General features: G+C 64.9%; 19 protein-coding genes and 1 pseudogene. 11 read left to right on the top strand and 9 right to left on the bottom strand.

Going from position 1 to position 17,448, the window contains the following annotated elements:
• Window positions 1-3: 3 nt before the first annotated feature.
• On the bottom strand, window positions 4-1,191 hold the full coding sequence (locus tag JOF47_RS02645; protein ID WP_209995781.1) for a TerC family protein: 1,188 nt from the start codon (window positions 1,189-1,191) through the stop codon (window positions 4-6).
• A 645-nt stretch (window positions 1,192-1,836) separates the two neighbouring features.
• On the opposite strand from JOF47_RS02645, the pseudogene JOF47_RS22140 reads away from it, so the two are divergent.
• From JOF47_RS22140 to JOF47_RS22130, 3 genes and pseudogenes are all read left to right on the top strand, one after another.
• Window positions 1,837-2,676: pseudogene (locus tag JOF47_RS22140) on the top strand (transposase).
• Entirely contained in the window at window positions 2,606-3,052 is a 447-nt protein-coding gene (locus tag JOF47_RS22135) for a transposase (protein ID WP_281070231.1), read from the top strand. Before JOF47_RS22140 ends, JOF47_RS22135 begins: the two are co-directional and overlap by 71 nt.
• The gene (locus tag JOF47_RS22130) at window positions 3,049-3,273 is read left to right on the top strand and encodes a hypothetical protein (protein WP_281070230.1); all 225 of its coding nucleotides are present in this window, start codon (window positions 3,049-3,051) and stop codon (window positions 3,271-3,273) included. Before JOF47_RS22135 ends, JOF47_RS22130 begins: the two co-directional genes overlap by 4 nt.
• A 174-nt stretch (window positions 3,274-3,447) precedes the next feature.
• On the opposite strand, the gene JOF47_RS02635 is transcribed toward JOF47_RS22130, so the two are convergent.
• The gene (locus tag JOF47_RS02635) at window positions 3,448-4,029 is read right to left on the bottom strand and encodes a ferritin (RefSeq protein WP_209995780.1); all 582 of its coding nucleotides are present in this window, start codon (window positions 4,027-4,029) and stop codon (window positions 3,448-3,450) included.
• Window positions 4,030-4,688: 659 nt separating this feature from the next.
• Here JOF47_RS02635 and JOF47_RS02630 point away from each other — a divergent pair.
• Window positions 4,689-5,039, top strand: coding sequence for an ArsR/SmtB family transcription factor (locus JOF47_RS02630; protein WP_245356225.1), 351 nt, complete (start codon window positions 4,689-4,691; stop codon window positions 5,037-5,039).
• Window positions 5,036-5,464 (top strand): arsenate-mycothiol transferase ArsC, encoded by a 429-nt coding sequence (locus tag JOF47_RS02625; RefSeq protein ID WP_209995778.1) that lies wholly within the window; start codon window positions 5,036-5,038, stop codon window positions 5,462-5,464. Before JOF47_RS02630 ends, JOF47_RS02625 begins: the two co-directional genes overlap by 4 nt.
• Window positions 5,465-5,896: 432 nt before the next feature.
• Here the strand turns inward: JOF47_RS02625 and JOF47_RS02620 are convergent, their stop codons facing one another.
• Complete coding sequence (locus JOF47_RS02620; RefSeq protein ID WP_209995777.1) at window positions 5,897-6,394, bottom strand: universal stress protein; 498 nt, start codon at window positions 6,392-6,394, stop codon at window positions 5,897-5,899.
• Window positions 6,395-6,581: 187 nt separating this feature from the next.
• On the bottom strand, window positions 6,582-7,226 hold the full coding sequence (locus JOF47_RS02615; protein ID WP_209995776.1) for a maleylpyruvate isomerase family mycothiol-dependent enzyme: 645 nt from the start codon (window positions 7,224-7,226) through the stop codon (window positions 6,582-6,584).
• Between the two features lie 210 nt (window positions 7,227-7,436).
• Between JOF47_RS02615 and JOF47_RS02610 the strand changes: the two genes are divergently transcribed.
• The 5 genes from JOF47_RS02610 to JOF47_RS02590 all read left to right on the top strand — a co-directional run bounded on the left by JOF47_RS02610 (window position 7,437) and on the right by JOF47_RS02590 (window position 10,514).
• Entirely contained in the window at window positions 7,437-7,787 is a 351-nt protein-coding gene (locus JOF47_RS02610) for a PadR family transcriptional regulator (protein WP_209995775.1), read from the top strand.
• Window positions 7,788-7,789: 2 nt separating this feature from the next.
• Window positions 7,790-8,176, top strand: a complete 387-nt coding sequence (locus tag JOF47_RS02605) for a DUF1048 domain-containing protein (RefSeq protein ID WP_209995774.1) — start codon at window positions 7,790-7,792, stop codon at window positions 8,174-8,176.
• A 25-nt stretch (window positions 8,177-8,201) separates the two neighbouring features.
• Window positions 8,202-9,032: an ABC transporter ATP-binding protein gene (locus JOF47_RS02600; protein WP_209995773.1), complete on the top strand. Its 831-nt coding sequence runs from the start codon at window positions 8,202-8,204 to the stop codon at window positions 9,030-9,032.
• The gene (locus JOF47_RS02595; RefSeq protein WP_209995772.1) at window positions 9,029-9,793 is read left to right on the top strand and encodes an ABC transporter permease; all 765 of its coding nucleotides are present in this window, start codon (window positions 9,029-9,031) and stop codon (window positions 9,791-9,793) included. The genes JOF47_RS02600 and JOF47_RS02595 overlap by 4 nt, the downstream gene beginning before the upstream one ends.
• A 193-nt stretch (window positions 9,794-9,986) precedes the next feature.
• The gene (locus tag JOF47_RS02590; RefSeq protein WP_209995770.1) at window positions 9,987-10,514 is read left to right on the top strand and encodes a peroxiredoxin; all 528 of its coding nucleotides are present in this window, start codon (window positions 9,987-9,989) and stop codon (window positions 10,512-10,514) included.
• 143 nt (window positions 10,515-10,657) lie between these two features.
• Here the strand turns inward: JOF47_RS02590 and JOF47_RS02585 are convergent, their stop codons facing one another.
• Both JOF47_RS02585 and tdh read right to left on the bottom strand, forming a co-directional pair.
• The gene (locus JOF47_RS02585; RefSeq protein ID WP_209995768.1) at window positions 10,658-11,857 is read right to left on the bottom strand and encodes a glycine C-acetyltransferase; all 1,200 of its coding nucleotides are present in this window, start codon (window positions 11,855-11,857) and stop codon (window positions 10,658-10,660) included.
• A 48-nt stretch (window positions 11,858-11,905) separates the two neighbouring features.
• Window positions 11,906-12,952, bottom strand: coding sequence for an L-threonine 3-dehydrogenase (gene tdh / locus JOF47_RS02580; protein WP_209995766.1), 1,047 nt, complete (start codon window positions 12,950-12,952; stop codon window positions 11,906-11,908).
• 133 nt (window positions 12,953-13,085) lie between these two features.
• Here tdh and JOF47_RS02575 point away from each other — a divergent pair, with 133 nt between their 5' ends.
• A complete protein-coding gene (locus JOF47_RS02575; protein WP_209995764.1) occupies window positions 13,086-13,994 on the top strand; it encodes a LysR family transcriptional regulator in 909 nt (302 codons plus the stop codon).
• Window positions 13,995-14,111: 117 nt separating this feature from the next.
• Here the strand turns inward: JOF47_RS02575 and JOF47_RS02570 are convergent, their stop codons facing one another.
• From JOF47_RS02570 to JOF47_RS02560, 3 genes are all read right to left on the bottom strand, one after another.
• On the bottom strand, window positions 14,112-15,290 hold the full coding sequence (locus JOF47_RS02570) for a Gfo/Idh/MocA family protein (protein ID WP_209995761.1): 1,179 nt from the start codon (window positions 15,288-15,290) through the stop codon (window positions 14,112-14,114).
• Between the two features lie 68 nt (window positions 15,291-15,358).
• Complete coding sequence (locus JOF47_RS02565) at window positions 15,359-16,399, bottom strand: ABC transporter ATP-binding protein (RefSeq protein ID WP_209995759.1); 1,041 nt, start codon at window positions 16,397-16,399, stop codon at window positions 15,359-15,361.
• Window positions 16,386-17,447 (bottom strand): ABC transporter ATP-binding protein, encoded by a 1,062-nt coding sequence (locus JOF47_RS02560; RefSeq protein ID WP_342592688.1) that lies wholly within the window; start codon window positions 17,445-17,447, stop codon window positions 16,386-16,388. The genes JOF47_RS02565 and JOF47_RS02560 overlap by 14 nt, the downstream gene beginning before the upstream one ends.
• Between the last annotated feature and the right edge of the window lies 1 nt (window position 17,448).

Below are 17,448 nucleotides of genomic sequence, written 5' to 3'. Positions count from 1 at the left end.
ACGCTATCGATCCAAGAACTCCTTGTGTTGCCGGTGGGCCTCTGTGATCTGTCCGCGGATCCGGTCGATGTCCTTGGCCTTGTTGCGGTATTTCAGGTCCATTTCCAGGATCTGCGCCTCTTCCCGGGTCAGTAGCCGGTAGATCCGCTCTCGCTCGGCGGGATCGGCCGTGTAGTCAAGGTCCAGGTAGTCAATCGCATGCCGGCGGGCGTTGTTGATGGCATTCTGGGCCTTGCCCGCCTTGCTCAGCAACGAGGCCACGACGGTAACGCTGAGCACCCCGATGATCACGCCCAGGGACAGGTCGGTGCTGATTTCGACGACCGGGACAGGCTCGCCGCCGTTGATGAACGGCAAGTTGTTCTCGTGAAGGGCATGCAGCACGAGCTTGACACCGATGAACGCCAAGATCGCCGCCAGGCCGTATGAGAGGTAGATGAGCCGGTCCAGCAGCCCGTCGATCAGGAAATACAGCTGGCGCAGCCCCATCAAGGAGAAAGCCGTTGCGGTGAAGACAATGTAGACATTCTGGGTCAGCCCGAAGATCGCGGGAATGGAATCCAGGGCGAACAGGATGTCGGTGCCACCGATCGCCAGCATCACCAGCAGCATGGGCGTGAGCGCCTTCTTGCCGTTATGCATGGTGAACAGCTTGTCACCGTCGAAGTGGCTCGTGGTGTGGAAGTACCGCATGGCCAAGCCGACCATGACGTTGTCCGTTTGTTCCTGGTTGTGGGCACCGGGCCTGATCAGATTGCCTGCGGTCACCAGCAGGATCAGCCCAAAGATGTAGAACACCCAGGCGAAGGAGTTGATCAGTGCCGCGCCCAGGAAGATGAACCCTGTCCGCGCAATCAACGAAAACACTATGCCGAACAACAGCACCTTCTGCTGGTCCTCGCGGGGAACCCTGAAGCTCGCAATGATAATCAGGAAGACAAAGAGGTTGTCCACGGAGAGCGCTTTCTCCGTGATGTACCCGGCAAAGTACTCCGACCCCATGGTGCCGCCGCCGATGAGCATGACCAGGACCCCGAAGAGCACAGCGATGCCCACGTAGATGGAGGACCACACCGCAGCTTCCTTCAGCGTGGGAACGTGCGCCTTGCGGATGTGGAAGAGGTAGTCGAATGCGAGCAGCGCCAGAATGACGACGATGGTGATGCCCCAGATGAGGGGCGATACGGTCATGTGACCCTGCTTTCATCAGGCCGCGGCAACTAACCCAAGGCGTTTTGTCGCGTGACCACGGCCCGGAGCGGCAGTTTTGGCTTCAGAAGCTCCATTTCCTGTTTGGGCGGCTTCCGGGGCCTTGCGGTTCTCGGCCTCACCAATGACAAGCAGCGAAATGTAGCCGATGTGCTCAAGCTATCGTCACTATGTAGGTACATGGTAGCCCCTTGGTCCGTGGTACGTCTTCGGCTTTGTTGCGCCAGCCGCGGTCCGAGATCGCCGGGCAGCGAATCCTGCCGAACCCCGCCGGTCCAGAGTTTGGGGTAGCCCAAGAGCGATTCCCGGGATTAATGCCCCGGTGCTGTCCGCCTGGCCTCAGGCTTGGACGCCCGATCCCAGACAGGCCGACACAGAACCGGGACCCCTGATCGTCGAGTCGGTGCCGCCGTCCCATCCCTGTAGGGAATCGGGGCCAAGGCCCCGCCGAACGGCAAACCACCAGGATCGATTTCGGGAGTCCCGGCCCACATGAATGTTTCTAGCCTGGCGTTTTCATGAGCTGCGGATGTCATTAAGCGTCTTCAACGACGAAAAGGTGAGCTGAACTGGGAAAATAGAGGTAACCACACCTTTTATCCACCCAAATCAGGACTCACCTTTTCGATGATCAATACTACCCGCGTTTTCCCGTCCGTTCCGGCGGCTTTGACCGGCCAGTCACTGGTTTCCCACGCCGGGTTGAACGTGCTGACGTCCTTCCTGGATGCGACCGGTTTCGGCGCCTTGTGTGAGGACCGCTTCTCCCAGTTCGTCCCCGAACGAGCCATCCACCGCCCGGGCCGGATCCTTGGTTCCCTGGCGGTGATGCTCGCCGGCGGCGGGGAACACGTCTCGGACCTGGACGTGCTGCGCAACAGCCCCGGACTCTTCGGCCAAGTGCCGTCGAACGCGACCGTGTCCCGCTTCGTGGAGCGTGCCGCCGACCAACCCGAGGCGTTCGCCCACGGCTTTTCCACCCTCGGCCGGCGGTTGCGTTCCCGGATCTGGGCGGCGGCCGGATAACGGAACCCCGCCGCGTTGGCCACCCGGCTGGACCCACTGGTGATCAACATCGATATGCCCCTGGTGACCGCACATACCGAGAAGGAAAATAGCGCAGGCACCTACAAGGGCGGGTACGGGTTCGCGCCCATGATTGCCTCGGTGGATTACGGCAAGGAGAACGGGACCGGGGAGATCCTGGCCGCGATGCTGCGCCCGGGCAACAAGGGTGCGAATTCGGCGAAGGACCACATCACCGTCCTGGCCGAGGCCTTGGCGCAGCTGCCCGATCAGATGCACGACGGGCAGGGCAACCTGGCCGCCGAGAGGATCCTGGTGCGCACCGACAGCGCCCGGGGCCTCCCGCGAATTCCCGCACCACCTGCACTTCTTGGGACTGCAGTTCTCCACCTCGTTCGCGCTGCCGGTGCCCAACGAGCGTTTCATCGGCTGGATCAATGACAAGGAACACGGGGAGCAGGCACTGGACCAGCACGGGAACCAGCGACACAACGCGTGGGTCATCGACGCGACCAAGGTCATCGAGCTCAAGGACTACCCCGAAGGAACGTGCCTGTATTTGCGGGCCGAACCCTTGCATCCCGGGGCGAAGGTCTCGCTCTTCGACGTCGACGGGCACCGCGTCACGGCGTTTCTCACCAATGCCCCGCGCTACAACGTCGCATTCCTCGATGCCCGCCACCGCGCCCGGGCCAGGTGCGAAAACCGCATCAAGACCCTCAAGAACGCAGGCCTGGGAAAGCTGCCATTCAAGGCGTTCGCGGCCAACCAGCTCTGGGCCAACCTGGCCGTGCTTGCGGTGAACCTCGTGTCATGATGCAACTCGCCGTCCTTCCGGCAGGCCACGTTGCCGGGGTCTGGGACATGAAGCGGTGGCGGTACAAGCTGTTTTCGATCGCCGGGAAACTCATCAGCAGTGCCCGGCGGCAAAGGCTACTGGTCCCCGAATCCGTGCCCGAATCACACCTCTACAGCACACTCATCGAAGGAACCACAAGGTTGCGAAACCGCTGGCGCAACGGCCACCTCGCGACATGAACACCTGCCCCGCCGCACGCCCCTCGAAAAGAAAGAAACCCCTTTTCGGGAGATGGAACCCGGCGCCCATGCCAGCGACATGGCCATCTTTGCGTGCTCGGAAAGCAGGCAGGCCGCGGATCCCGGGAAAATCACGGAATCGGCGGCCTGCAGGCATTCGATGAAAAATTGAGGCTAGAGCGCTCCTCCGGCGGCCTCCGGAGTCCCCCCATCCCCTGCGGGTGCGCCATGGCCGCCTCCGTGATGGTGATGATGGTGTCCCCCTTGTTGGCCGGCGTCGCCCACCCGCTCGCGGGCAAGGAACGTCTCGACATCGAAGAGGTTGTCCGCCCGGCGGGCGACGTTGAGCAGCGTGGACATCGAGGCGACCTCCTCGATCTGCTCCTTGAGGAACCACAGCATGAATTGTTCACCCAAGGGGTCGTTTTCCGCCCGCGCCGCAGCAAAGAGTTCCTTGATGCGGTCCGTGACCTCAAGCTCCTGTGCAAGGGCAAGGACCAGTGGTTCCTCAGCGGATTCGAAGTCGTTCCGGACGGGTTCGATTCCGGGAATGGTGATCTTGATGCCGCGGTCCAAGATGTAGCGGACCATCATCATCGCGTGGTTGCGTTCCTCGAGCGACTGGCGGTAAAAGTGCTTGGCAAGCCGGGGAAGGTCTTGCCCGTCATACCAGGCTGCGATGGCAATGTACTGCTGGGAGGCCGCGAACTCGTTGCCAACCTGGCGGGTCAGCAGCTCGTTGAACTGCGTGCTCATGGTGCTCTCCTCTGGTGGATGTTCATGGGAGTGGACCTGGGGCGCCAAGGTCTTGCTGGGTCCGGGGCAGCCGGAGGACCTATTATGAGCGTCCTCTCCTTCGACTCTCCGCGTCAAGATCCCCGCCTCGGCCGGCTCCGGACAAAGCGCCGAGCGGCCCTCCGTGCGGGCTCGGGAACCCTTAAAAGAGGGACGCTCGACGGGGAGCTGCACGATGCGCGGGCTCGACTTGGTCCGGATACCTTGCGCGGTCGGGAGGGTTGACTATAGACATTCATCGCTTAAGCCTTGGGTTTGCTCCGCGACGGTCATGCGCAACGGCGACGTCGAAGCCAGCGCAACCGGGCAAACGCAGGCAGTAAGTGCATTTGGCCCTGTTTCTTCGGCGAGCAGTTCGGCGTGTCCAGGGGGCTTCCCGTGGCGAACCCGATGGCCGCCGGCTGCGGTCCGCAGCAAGCCTCGGATTTCAGCTCCGGTTCCCCACAGCCGGAGGCGGATGGACGGCAAATTCTCTCCACGCTCGATACATCGACGAAGATCGATGTATCGAGTATTGTTGCGCATATCGACGATTTCCAATCGCCCGTATGGGGCCGAATGAAGGCTAGGGAAGGCGCATGCCCACACCGAGTGCCACAGAAACCAGCGAGGAAACTCCCATGGCTTCCAGCAGTGAAACGGAATCCCTGTGCTGCGTTCCGTCGATTGGTCAGGAATCCCTGCTTGGAACGGAAGCTGAAGCCTTGGCCGCACGATTCAAGGCGTTGGCCGATCCGAACCGCCTGCGCATCCTCTCCATCGTCTCGACCAGTCCCGAAGCGGAGACCTGCGTCTGCGACCTGTCCGAACCGTTGGACTTGGGCCAACCCACGGTTTCCCACCACCTGAAAATCCTGGTTGAGGCGGGGTTGCTCAACCGTGAAAAGCGTGGGGTCTGGGCCTACTATTCGTTGGTGCCCGGCGCACTGGAATCCCTGGCCGCAATCCTGACCCCGAAGCCACAACCATGAGCGCCAGTTCGCCGGCGGCACCTCAGCCTGCCGTCTTGTTTGTCTGCGTCAAGAATGGCGGCAAATCCCAAATGGCCGCCGGCCTCATGAAGTTCGAAGCCGGCAATGACATCACCGTCACGTCGGCCGGCACCAAGCCCGGAACTGCCATCAACCCACTGTCGGCCGAGGTCCTGAAAGATTTGGGCATCGATATCAGCGCGGAAAAGCCGAAGGCGCTGACGGAAGAGAACATGCGGAGCGCCGGGCTCGTGATTGTCCTCGGAACCGAGGCCGAAGTTCCCGCCGTCGAAGGCGTCGAGATTGAAATCTGGGATACCGACGAACCAAGCCTGCGCGGCATCGAGGGACGCGCCCGCATGGAGTTGGTCCGCGATGACATCCACGCGCGCGTCAAAGACCTCAAGCACCGCATGCTCGCTTAGCACCAACTCCGCATGCGGCGTTTCCCACCTGTTTTGAATTGCTCCCCCATGCGCCCAGGCACGTCCGGCGCCATGGCGGAGTTCGTCGGTTTTCTCGCCATCCGGATATTGGCACCAACGATCACCATCCCCTGCTTACGGGGGCGGGTGCCGGATTGCGTTCCACAGCCAACGGAACAGTGCCACCGGCGCACTTGGGACAAGAGCAGTGTGCCCGGACCATGGGCCACCTTGCCCCGCCTTCCTTTCTCGCCCAGGCAGTAGCGCCCATGATCAGTTCGGGGCTCTTCCGCAACGCGGGGCTCGGAAACACCTTGGCGGCTCTGGGACTTTTTATGTTTCCGGCCTTCGCATTGGCCATCTGGCTGATGCTTCTTCATCACGGCATACGAAGGGCCGCGGACACAGCGGCGGAACCCGCGGAATCCAGCCTCAGTGCTTCCCCTTCTTAGGGGCGGCCGGAACCACCAAAACCGGCAGGTGCTGGTGCACGGTGAGGTGAGATGCCGTGGCCCCGTTGAGCATCTGGGAAACGTGCGCCCCGAACGTGGGCTCCCTGGTCCCGACGATAATCATTGAAGCCTGCGTCTCAGACGCCAGGCGCGCCAGCGCCTTCCAGATCTCGCCCGCGAGGATTCGCAAGCTCCACGTGGCGGCGCTGTCCGACATCTGGGTTTCTATATTGGAGAGGATCTCCATTGCATCTGCGGTCATGTCCTCGTCGACATCGCGTGGATGCAACGATTGGTCCCTGATGTCTTCCTTGAGGTTCCATTCCGTCAGATAGCTGTTGGGTTCCACATAGGCGTAGATGATGGCACGATCAAGCTGCCGGGCAAGCACCGACGCCTGGGCGATGACCTCTGGATGTTGTTTGGGAATGACCCCCACAATCAGTGGCCCCCACGCGTCCGCACCATTCGAGGACATGTCTACCCCTAACTCCTCCGGAAGGCCCTATGCCGTTCCGGTTTCAGGATGACCGAGAAAGGCCGCGGGCGGAAGTACCCGAGGTTCCCTTGGCTGTAGGCCGGAGACCACATGGTGCCGGCTCCCGGAACTGCGAGTGTGCGCACTTTCCAACGCCTCCAACTCCCGAAGCGGACACCGGCGAACGTCAGGCCTGAAGCCGACGCACGAAGTCCCCGGCCCCGGGTCCGTCCAGCTCCCGCGGATCCACAGCCCTTCCGGACACGGCCAGAAGCAACGCGATAGCCCGGCCCGTGACCTCGGGCCCCGAACCATGCACGAAGTCCGCATCGGCGGCAACCAACCGCCAGCCAGCTGCCATTTCCTTGCCGCCGCCCATCTTCACGGTGGTGTTCACTTGGTAGGCCAGGGCCTTGGCGACTTCGCCTGCCGGATATTCCCGGTCAATGCCCAAGGGGCGCCTGATATCTTCGCCGTGTACGAACGACTCGACGAGGCGGGTGGCCAGCGCAGCGGGCGGCGTGGACGTCAGCGGCAGGACGGCACCGAATTCGGCCAACGTCCGGCTGGGATCTCCCCTCTTCTCCCGTGCCACCCCGACGGCATTGTCACGATCGAAATCGAACCCGGCGGCGACCATGCGGCGCACAAAACCAAGGCGAGTGGTCCGCGCCGAATCGATGAGGTGCGCCAAGACATCGTGGACGTCCCAGCCGGGACACAGTGACGGCGTCTGCCACTGCTGCGGCTCCAGCACCTGCAGGTCCTCGAACAGTGCGCGACGTTCGCCGTGCACCACTGGCCAAACGGAAGTTGGAGGCAATCGAGTCATGCTGCCACTCAACCAGCTGGAGGCGACGGTTTACAAGAACCGATGGCGCGGTCCTGCAGCCGACCCGTCAAGCATGATGGGCGCCGTGCCCGCCCGCCGGCGCGTGGAGAACGCCTGAAAACGCTGAGAATCTTCCCTCTTGCGCGATCGCTATTCAGTGTTACTATTTAGTGGTAGTTAGCAATACTGAGTAGCAATAGGGAGAGTTCCATGGGCAAGCAGTCGACAGAGATGCTCAAGGGCACGCTCGAGGGCATTGTCCTCGCGATCCTGGCCGTGCGGCCGGCATACGGCTATGAAATCACGGCCCGGCTCCGCGACCAAGGGTTCTCCGACATCGTCGAGGGCACCGTCTACGCCCTGCTGGTCAGGGTCGAGCAGCGCGGCCTCGTCGACGTCGAGAAGGTCCCCTCGGAGAAGGGGCCGCCACGCAAGGTCTACTCGCTGAACGCACTGGGCGGCGAGTACCTCGAAGAGTTCTGGAGGAATTGGAGCTTCCTCGCGGAACGGATCGAACAGCTCCGCCACCACATTGAAAACCCGCAGGAAGAAGGAAAATAGCCATGGCAGCAAAATGGATCGAGCTGGTCACCGGGTCGTTCGAGGACAAGAAGCGCTGGCGCCAATACAAGGCCCGCAAGGAAGCGCTCCCCACGAGCTACCGGACCGCGATCGACGGGATCGAGCGCTACTTCATGTACGCCGGATCGATCGTCAAGGGCGATGTCATGATGCAGATGCTCGAGGACCTCGGCGACCTGATCGAGGGCGCCGCGGCCGACGGCACCCCGATCCGCGACATCGTCGGGGACGACCCGGTGGAGTTCGCGGACACCTTCATCCAGAACTACTCGGACGGCCAGTGGATCAACAAGGAGCGCAAGCGCCTGAACGACGCCATCGACCAGTCCGCCAACGAGTCCGCCGACCAACCCGCCGACGAGGCGTGAACGCGCCCGGAACGGAGAACCTGACATGAGAACCGACCAGGCCCTGGAACCCGCGATCCGGGTGAGGGGCATCGAGAAGTCGTTCAAGGACCTGCAGGTGCTGCGGGGCGTCGACTTCGATGTGAAGGCGGGCAGCATCTTCGCGCTGCTCGGCTCGAACGGCGCCGGCAAGACCACGTTGGTGAGGATCCTCTCGACGCTGCTGAAGGCCGACGCGGGCACCGCAACGGTCAACGGCTTCGAGGTCGCCGCGAATCCGGGCGACGTGCGCGAGTCGATCAGCCTGACCGGCCAGTTCGCCGCGGTCGACGAGGTGCTCAGCGGCCGGGAGAACCTGGTGCTGATCGCCAGGCTGCGCCACCTGAAGAACCCGGGCGGGATCGCCGACGACCTGCTGGCCCGCTTCTCGCTCACCGATGCGGGCAAGCGCAAGGCAGCGACGTACTCGGGCGGCATGCGCCGCCGGCTGGACATCGCCATGAGCCTGATCGGCAACCCTCCGGTCATTGTCCTGGACGAGCCGACGACCGGGCTCGACCCCCAGGCGCGCCTGGAGGTGTGGCAGACCGTCAGGCAGCTCGCCGAGCGCGGCACGACCGTGCTGCTCACGACCCAGTACCTCGACGAGGCCGAACAGCTCGCCGACCGGATCGCGATCCTGCACCAGGGAACCATCATCCAGAACGGCACGCTCTCCGAACTCAAGGCCCTCCTGCCGCCGGCCACGGTCGAGTACGTCGAGAAACAACCCTCGCTGGAAGACGTGTTCCTCAGCCTCGTCGGAGACACCGGCGCGGCCGACACCGACATCGCCCGCACCGACGAGACGGTGCCTGCTGGAAAGGAACCACGATGAGCACCCACGTCCTGGCCGACACCGGCGTCCTGACCGGCCGCTCGCTGCGCCACATCCTGCGCAGCCCCGACACCATCGTCACCACCGCGGTCACCCCGATCGCACTGATGCTGCTGTTCGTGTACGTGTTCGGCGGCGCCATCAACACCGGGTCCGACGAGTCGTACGTCAACTACATGCTCCCGGGCATCCTGCTGATCACGATCGCCTCCGGCGTCGCGTACACCGCATACCGGCTGTTCCTGGACCTGCAGGGCGGCATCTTCGAGCGCTTTGCGTCCATGCCGATCGCGCGCCCCAGCCTGCTCTGGGCGCACGTGCTCACCTCGCTGGCGGCGAACCTGGTCTCCGTCGCTGTGGTCATCGGCGTCGCACTGGTCATGGGGTTCCGCACCGGGGCGTCCGTGGCCGCCTGGCTGGCGGTCGCCGGCATCCTGGTCCTGTTCACCCTCGCGCTGACCTGGATCGCCGTGATCGCCGGGCTTTCGGCGAAGACCGTCGACGGGGCGAGCGCATTCAGCTACCCGCTGATCTTCCTGCCGTTCATCAGCTCGGCGTTCGTGCCCACCAGCACGATGCCCGGCCCGGTCGCCTGGTTCGCCGAGAACCAGCCCGTGACGGCGGTCGTTGACACCATCCGGTCCCTGTTCGCCCAGGAACCGGTCGGCGGGGACATCTGGATAGCCCTCGCCTGGCTCGTCGGCATCCTCGTCGTCGCCTACGCCTTCGCGGTCTCCATCTACCGCCGCAAGATCAGCTGAGGCCACACAACTCCACAAAACATCGCCCGCATTCCCCCTCCTTGGAACCCCGGGATGGGAGTGCGGGCGATGCCGGTTATTGCCTGGCGCTGTCTCGGGTGCGGCGACCACGGCCGCCTCGACCGCGTCGCCGGACCCGACCGAAATGATCGCGTGCCCCGGGGGTGCCACCGCCGTGTGGCAAACTGTTGCGATGGATACCCCAACCGACACCTCCGCCGAGTACCTTGTCGGGCAACAGTTCCCGCTGCTCTCCTTGCCGTCCACCACAGGGGAAACGATGGGCCCGATGAACTTCGCCGCGGGTTCCTTCGTCCTGTTCGTTTATCCGCGGACCGGCCGCCCGGACGAGGTTGAGCCTGGCGGGTGGGCGCAGGTTCCCGGCGCCAAGGGTTGCACCCCGGAGGCCTGCGAATTCCGCGACCTCGCCGCCGACTTCGCCGCCATAGGCTACCGCGTCCTGGGACTCTCCAGCCAGGGCACCGAGTACCAGCTCGAGGCCGTCGAGCGCCTGCACCTGCCGTATCCGCTGCTTTCGGACCCCGGGTTCGCCCGGGCCACCGCCTGCGGCCTGCCGACCTTCGGTTTCGAGGGCGAACTGCTTCATGTCCGCAGCACCCTGGTGGTCAGCGACCGCACGATCACGCACGCGTATTTCGGCGTCACCGACGCTGCCGCCCATCCGCGTCGTCTGCTCGCGCAGCTCCAACAAGACCGGTAACCGGAGCCGCAACGGTCGCATTGCCGTCCTCGCGCCGGGACGGCCGTCGACACCTGCTTAAACGGGCATCGCCCGCACTCCCCCCGTTCCTTGGACCCAAGGATGCGGGCGTGCGGGCGATGCCCGTTGCTGTCCGGTGCTGCCTAGCGGCTGGCGACGAAGGCCTGCACGCAGGCCTCGATGTCCTCGGCCGAGTGCGCCGCGGAGAGCTGCACTCGGATGCGCGCGGCGCCCTTGGGGACCACCGGGAAGCTGAAGGCCGTCACGAAGACGCCGTGCTCCAGCATCTTGCCGGCGACCTCTGCGGCCTTGACGGCGTCGCCGAACATGACCGGGACGATCGCGTGTTCGCCGTCGAGCAGGTCGAAGCCTTCTTCGGCCATGCGGGTGCGGAAGTGCGTGGCGTTGGCGAAGAGCTTCTCGCGCAGCTCGCCCGAGCCCTCCACCAGTTCCAGCGCCTTGAGCGTCGCGGCGACGATGGCCGGGGCCATCGAGTTGGAGAACAGGTACGGACGGGCCTTTTGGCGAAGCATCGCGACGATCTCGCCGCGGCCGGAGACGTAGCCGCCCGACGCGCCGCCGAGGGCCTTGCCGAAGGTGCCGGTGTAGATGTCGATGCGTTCGGAGACGCCCGCGTGCTCGGGGGTGCCGGCGCCGGTGGCGCCCATGAAGCCCACGGCGTGGGAGTCATCGACCATGACCAGCGCGCCGTACTTGTCCGCCAAGTCGCAGATGGCTTCCAGCGGGGCCAGGTAGCCGTCCATGGAGAAGATGCCGTCGGTGACGATGATGGTGCGGCGGGCACCCTTGCCGTCGTTCAGTGCGGCGGCGGCCTGCAGCTGGGTCTCCAGGTCCGCCATGTCCTGGTTGGCATAGCGGAAGCGCGCGGCCTTGGACAGGCGGATGCCGTCGATGATCGAGGCGTGGTTCAGCGCATCGGAAATGATGGCGTCCTGCGCGCCGAAGAGCGACTCGAAGACGCCGCCGTTGGCGTCGAAGCAGCTGGAGAACAGGATGGTGTCCTCGGTGCCCAGGAACTTGGAGACGGCGGTCTCCAGCTCCAGGTGCAGGTCCTGGGTGCCGCAGATGAAGCGGACCGAGGCCATGCCGAAGCCGCGCTCGTCCATGGCGTTCTTGGCGGCCTCGATGATGCGGACGTCGTCGGCCAAGCCCAGGTAGTTGTTGGCGCAGAAGTTCAGGACCTTCTTGGCCTCGGAGCCGAGCTCGCCGGCGGAAATGCGGGCGGACTGCGGCGAATCGATGTGGCGCTCGGACTTGAACAGGCCGTCGGTGCGAAGCTGCGCCAGCTCGGCGGCGAGTTCGTCTTTCATGGTGGTGTACATGTGCTTCTCCTGGAAGTCGCGGAAATGTGGAAGAGGCTGGGGGGAAGTTTAGAAGACGGTCCAGTCGAGCACGACCTTGCCGCCGTGGCCCGAGCGTGCTGCCTCGAAGCCGGCTTCCCACTCGGTGGCCGGCAGGTAGTCGGTGACCACGGAGGCAACGCGTTCGCGCAGCTGCGGGTTGGAGGTCAGCATGGCGCTCATGGCGTACCAGGTCTCGAACATTTCGCGCCCGTAGATGCCCTTGAGGGTCAGCATGTGGGTGACGACCTTGCCCCAGTCGATGTCGATCGAGCTGGAGGGCAGGCCCAACATGGAGATGTGGCCGCCGTGGTTCATGTTCTCGATCATTTCCGGCAGCGCGGTGGGGTGGCCGGACATTTCCATGCCGAAGTCGAAGCCTTCGAGCATGCCGAGCTCGTGCTGGGCTTCCTTGATGCGCATCTTGGACACGTCGATCGCCAGGTCTGCACCCATGCCGCGGGCCAGCTCCAGGCGGTTCGGCGACACGTCTGTGATGGCGATCTTGCGCGCACCGGCGTGGCGGGCGACGGCCACTGCCATCAGGCCGATCGGCCCGGCGCCGGTGATCAGCACGTCCTCGCCGACCAGCGGGAAGGACAGCGCGGTGTGCACGGCGTTGCCGAACGGGTCGAAGATCGCGCCGAGTTCCGGGGTGATCGAGGCGTCGCGGTGGACCCAGACGTTGGTCTCCGGGATGACGACGTATTCGGCAAAGGCACCGTCGCGCTGCACGCCCACGGAAACGGTGTTGATGCACATCTGGCGGCGGCCGGCACGGCAGTTGCGGCACATGCCGCAGACCACGTGGCCCTCGCCGGAAACGCGGTCGCCGACCTTTACGTCGGACACCTCATTGCCGACCTCGATGACCTCGCCGTAGAACTCGTGGCCCGGGATCATCGGGGCCTTGATCATGGCTTTCGCCGCGTCGTCGTAGGCCTGAATGTGCAGGTCGGTGCCGCAGATGCCTGCGGTCATCACGCGGATCTTGACGTCGCGGTCGCCGGTGACGGGCTCGGGGCGGTCAACGAGTTCGAATCCGGCGTGCGGTCCGGACTTGTACAGTGCCTTCATCGTGTTTTCCTTACTTGCGCCCGAGCGGGCGCCCTGACGAACGGGAATCGGTTCCAAGTCTGTCACCTGCATCACCCCGATGACACCTTAGAAGATGCACATGTTTCTCAATCAACGATTTAGAATTTGCTACATGGAAGTTCACCAGCTGCAGATCCTGCGCGAGCTCGGAGACCTCGGATCCGTAAAGGCCGTGGCCAGCGCGCTCTATGTCACGCCCTCCGCGGTCTCCCAACAACTGGCGCTGCTGCAGCGCAACATCGACGTGCCGCTCACCCGCAAGGAGGGTCGAAACCTGGTCCTCACCGAGGCGGGCCAGGTCCTAGCCGCCGCCGGGGCCGCGGTGGTCTCTTCGCTGGCCGCCGCACGGTCCGCCATAGGCGCATTCCAAGAGAGCTCCACGGCGCCGGTCAGCGTTGCGGGGTTCCACTCGGTGGGCCAGTCGCTCTTTGCTCCGCTGCTGAGCAAGCTGTCCTTCGAGGGCGCACCCCTGCCGCAGTTCTTTGACGAGGACGTCGCCCAACAGGACTTTCCCGCACTGAGCGCGCGCTACGACCTGGTGCTGGCGCACCGCATGGACCACACCCCGCATTGGCCGACGGACAGGGTTGTTGTCACGCCGCTGGCGCACGAACCGCTGGACATTGCACTGCCGGCGGGACACCCGCTGGCCTCCCGGCAAACCCTGCGCCCGGCGGACCTGGTCAACGAACGCTGGGTAGTCAGCCGCGAGGGATTCTCCCCCGCCGACGTGCTCGGTGCGATCAGTGCCGTCTCGGGCGCCGCCCCGAACATCATCCACCGCATCAACGACTACGCCACGGTTGCGGCACTTGTCGCGTCCGGCGATGTCATCGGCATCATTCCGCGGTACACCGCCGGTGCAACGGTGGGCGAAAAGGTGGTGCTGCGCGGGCTGGAAGGCATCGCCAACCGGCGCCGGATCGACCTGCTGGCACGGCCCGAATCCATGCACCGGCGCAGCGTGCAATTGGTTGTCCAGGCCATGCGCGAGGCCATGGCCGAACTCACGATCCACTGACGCATCGCGTCCGCCTGTTCCGTTCCACACACGAAAAATCGGGGGCTGTCCCACCACAAACAACTGGTGGGACAGCCCCCGATTCAGTACGTCAGGACCAAGTCCTGCGACGCGGACCTAGGCGTTGATGCGCTCCTGGTTGGCCGCGAAGTAGGCCAACAGTTCCCCGCCGAGCGCGGGAACGACCTTGGCCGATCCGTCGGTGCGCAGCGACTCGGTGGCCAGCACGCCCGCGGCAACCGCGGCGCGGGCCGCGACCGGTGAGGTCTCGGTCGGTCCGCCCTCGGCCGCGAAGCGCAGGAACTCGGCGATCAGGCGCGGGTCCGCCCCGCCGTGGCCGCCGCCGGCGGCCTCGATTTCCACCTCGAGGTCGGCCTCCACGTAGCCGTCCTGGCTGCGGGTGTTCCACACCTTGATCAGGTTGCCCGCGTCGTCGCCGAAGTTCTCCAGGCGGCCCGCGGTGCCGATGACCGTGTAGTTCCTCCAGTAGTCGGGGGTGAAGTGGCACTGCTGGTAGGAGGCCAGCACGCCGTTGTCCAGCGTCATCTGCATCATGGAAATGTCTTCCACGTCGATGACCGGGTTCAGGTCCGTCTGCTCGGCCGGCGGCCAGTTCTCCAGCGAGAACCAGTCCCCCATGCGGCGGTCGGTGTTGTCGCGGCGCGATTCGACGTCCCCGTACACTGCCAGGTCGCCGACGGCGGAGACGCGCTGCGTGTATCCGCCGGCAAGCCAGTGGATCACGTCGATGTCGTGCGCGCCCTTTTGCAGCAGCAGGCTGGTGGTGTTCTTGCGCTCGGCGTGCCAGTCCTTGAAGTAGTAGTCGCCGCCGTTGCCCACGAAGTGGCGGCACCAGACGGCCTTGACCGCACCGATGGCACCGGATTCGATGATCTCGCGCATCTGGCGGACCACCGGCATGTGGCGCATGTTGTGCCCGACGTACAGCTTGGTGCCGGTGCGGAAGGCCGTTTCCAGCACCTCGTCCACGGCGTCCAGGGTGACGTCCAGCGGCTTTTCGCAGAACGTCGGGATGCCGGCTTCCAGGGTGCGCTTGGCAACCACGGCGTGCTGGTTGTCCGGGGTCAGCACCAGCACGGCGTCCAGGCCCGCATCGAGCAGCTCGCCCAGGTCGGCGGTGATTCTTGCCTCGGGCAGCTTCTTCGCCGCGTCGGCGCGGCCGCGTTCGGAGGTGTCGCACACCATGGTCACGACCGACCCCGCACCGGGGCGGTGGGCGTGCTCGTACAGCCCGGAACGCAGTCCGAACCCGACGACGCCTACTTTGAGATCCACGAAAATTGCTCCTTTAATGAAAAACTTGAATTCGGTAGGGGTGCCCGGCCTCGGGCGCACCCATGGCTTTAGTTGGTTGGGGTGTTGGTGGCGAAGTGGCAGCGGGCCACGTGCGTGTCGCTGATCTGGACCAGCTCGGGTTCCTTGGTTGCGCAGATGGCCTGGGCCATCGGGCAGCGGGTGTGGAAGCGGCAGCCGGCGGGCGGGTCGATCGGCGAGGGCGGGTCGCCCTGCAGCACGATGCGTTCCCGGTCGGTCCCGTCGTTGCGGCGCAGTTCCGGGGCCGCGGACATCAACGCCCGCGTGTACGGCTGCCCGGTCCGGTCGTACACGTCGGCGTACGTTCCCAGTTCCACGACGCGGCCCAGGTACATGGTCGCGACCCGGTCGGAGATGTGCCTGACGATCTGCAGGTCGTGGGCGATGAACAGGTAGCTCAGGCCCAGTTCCTTTTGCAGGTCGTCGAGCAGGTTCACCACCTGGGCGCGCACCGAGACATCCAGCGCGGAGACGGGTTCGTCGCAGATGAGCATCTGCGGGTTCAGCGCGATGCCGCGGGCGATGCCGATGCGTTGCTGCTGGCCGCCGGAGAAGTTGTGCGGGTAGCGGTCGGCGTGGTTGGGGTTCAGCCCGACCAGTTCCAGCAATTCCTTGATCTTGGCCTTGCGCCCGGCCTTCGGGGCGACCTCCGGGTGGATCGCGAACGGCTCGCCGACAAGTTCCTCCACGCTCATGCGCGGGTTCAGCGAGGAGTACGGGTCCTGGAAGATCAGCTGGATGTTCCGGCGCATCTCGCGGCGTTCATCGCCCTTGAGCCCGTTGATGTCCTGGCCGCGGAAGAGCACCTGGCCGGCCGTGGGCTTCTCCAGCCCGGCCATGACGCGGGCCAGCGTGGACTTGCCGCAACCTGATTCGCCGATGACGCCCAGGGTCTCCCCCTCGGCGAGGGACAGGTCGACACCGTCCAGGGCCTTGACGAACTTGCGCGGGCCGACCGGCAGGTGGCGGGCCACCGGGTAGTGCTGCTTGACCGAGCGCAACTCCATCAGCGGCGTTGCGGTGGCTTCGTCCGCGCGGACGGGGAGGGTGAGTGTTTCAGACGTTGACATGGGCCAAGACCTTCGGGGTGTGGAAGCAGGCACTGTGCCGTGCTGTATCGATGTGCCGTGATGCTTCGATCGTTTCGAGCGCCGGGATGCTCTCCAGGCAGTTGTCCGTGACAAAGGAGCAGCGGTTGGCGAAGGAGCAGCCCGCCGGCAGGTTCAACAGGTCCGGGGGCGTGCCGGGGATCGCCGGCAGGCGCTGGCCCTTGAGCTCCTCCCCCGCGATCGAGGCAGCCAGACCTCGCGAGTAGGGGTGTCCGGGGCGGTTCAGCACCTCGGCGGTCGGCCCGTGTTCCACGACCCGGCCGGCATACATGACGGCAACCTGGTCGGTGACCTCCTTGACCACGGAAATGTCGTGGGTGATCAGGATCAGCCCCATGTTCCGCTCTTCCTGCTGCTCCTTGAGCAGTTCCAGGATCTGCGCCTGCACGGTGACATCCAGCGCGGTGGTCGGCTCGTCGGCGATCAGCAGCACCGGGTCCAGGGCCAGCGCCATGGCGATCACGATGCGCTGGCGCATGCCGCCGGAGAACTGGTGCGGGTAGTCGTTCACCCGTTTTACGGCGGCGGGGATCTTGACCCTGTCCATCATCTTGATGGCCGCTGCCTTGGCGTCCCTGCGGGAGTACCCGCGGTGCACGCGGTAGAGCTCGCCGATCTGGCGTCCCACCGGGTGGACGGGGTTCAGTGCGGTCAGCGCGTCCTGGAAGACCATCGACACCCGGGAGCCGACCAGCTGGCGGTGGCGCTTGGGGGTCACGGTGAGCAGGTCCTCGCCCTCCAGGAGGATTTCCCCGCGCGGGATGTGCGCCGGGGGCATGTCCAGGATGCCCATGATGGCCCGTGCCGTCACTGACTTGCCGGAGCCGGATTCGCCCAGGATGCCCAGCGCCTGCCCGCGCTTGACCTCGAAGTTCATGCCGTTCACGGCCGTGGCGATGCCGCGGGTGGTGTTGAATTCGACCTCGAGGTCCTTCACGCGCAGCAGCACGTCGTCGGCGGGGTCCGTTGCGGCATTGGCTGCGGGGGTCGCAAGTTGGTGGGTGCCCACG

This window comes from Paeniglutamicibacter kerguelensis, assembly GCF_017876535.1.
Lineage (GTDB): Bacteria > Actinomycetota > Actinomycetes > Actinomycetales > Micrococcaceae > Paeniglutamicibacter > Paeniglutamicibacter kerguelensis.
The sequence above is the reverse complement of the archived record's forward strand: the minus strand, read 5'-3'. Positions and strand labels throughout refer to the sequence as shown.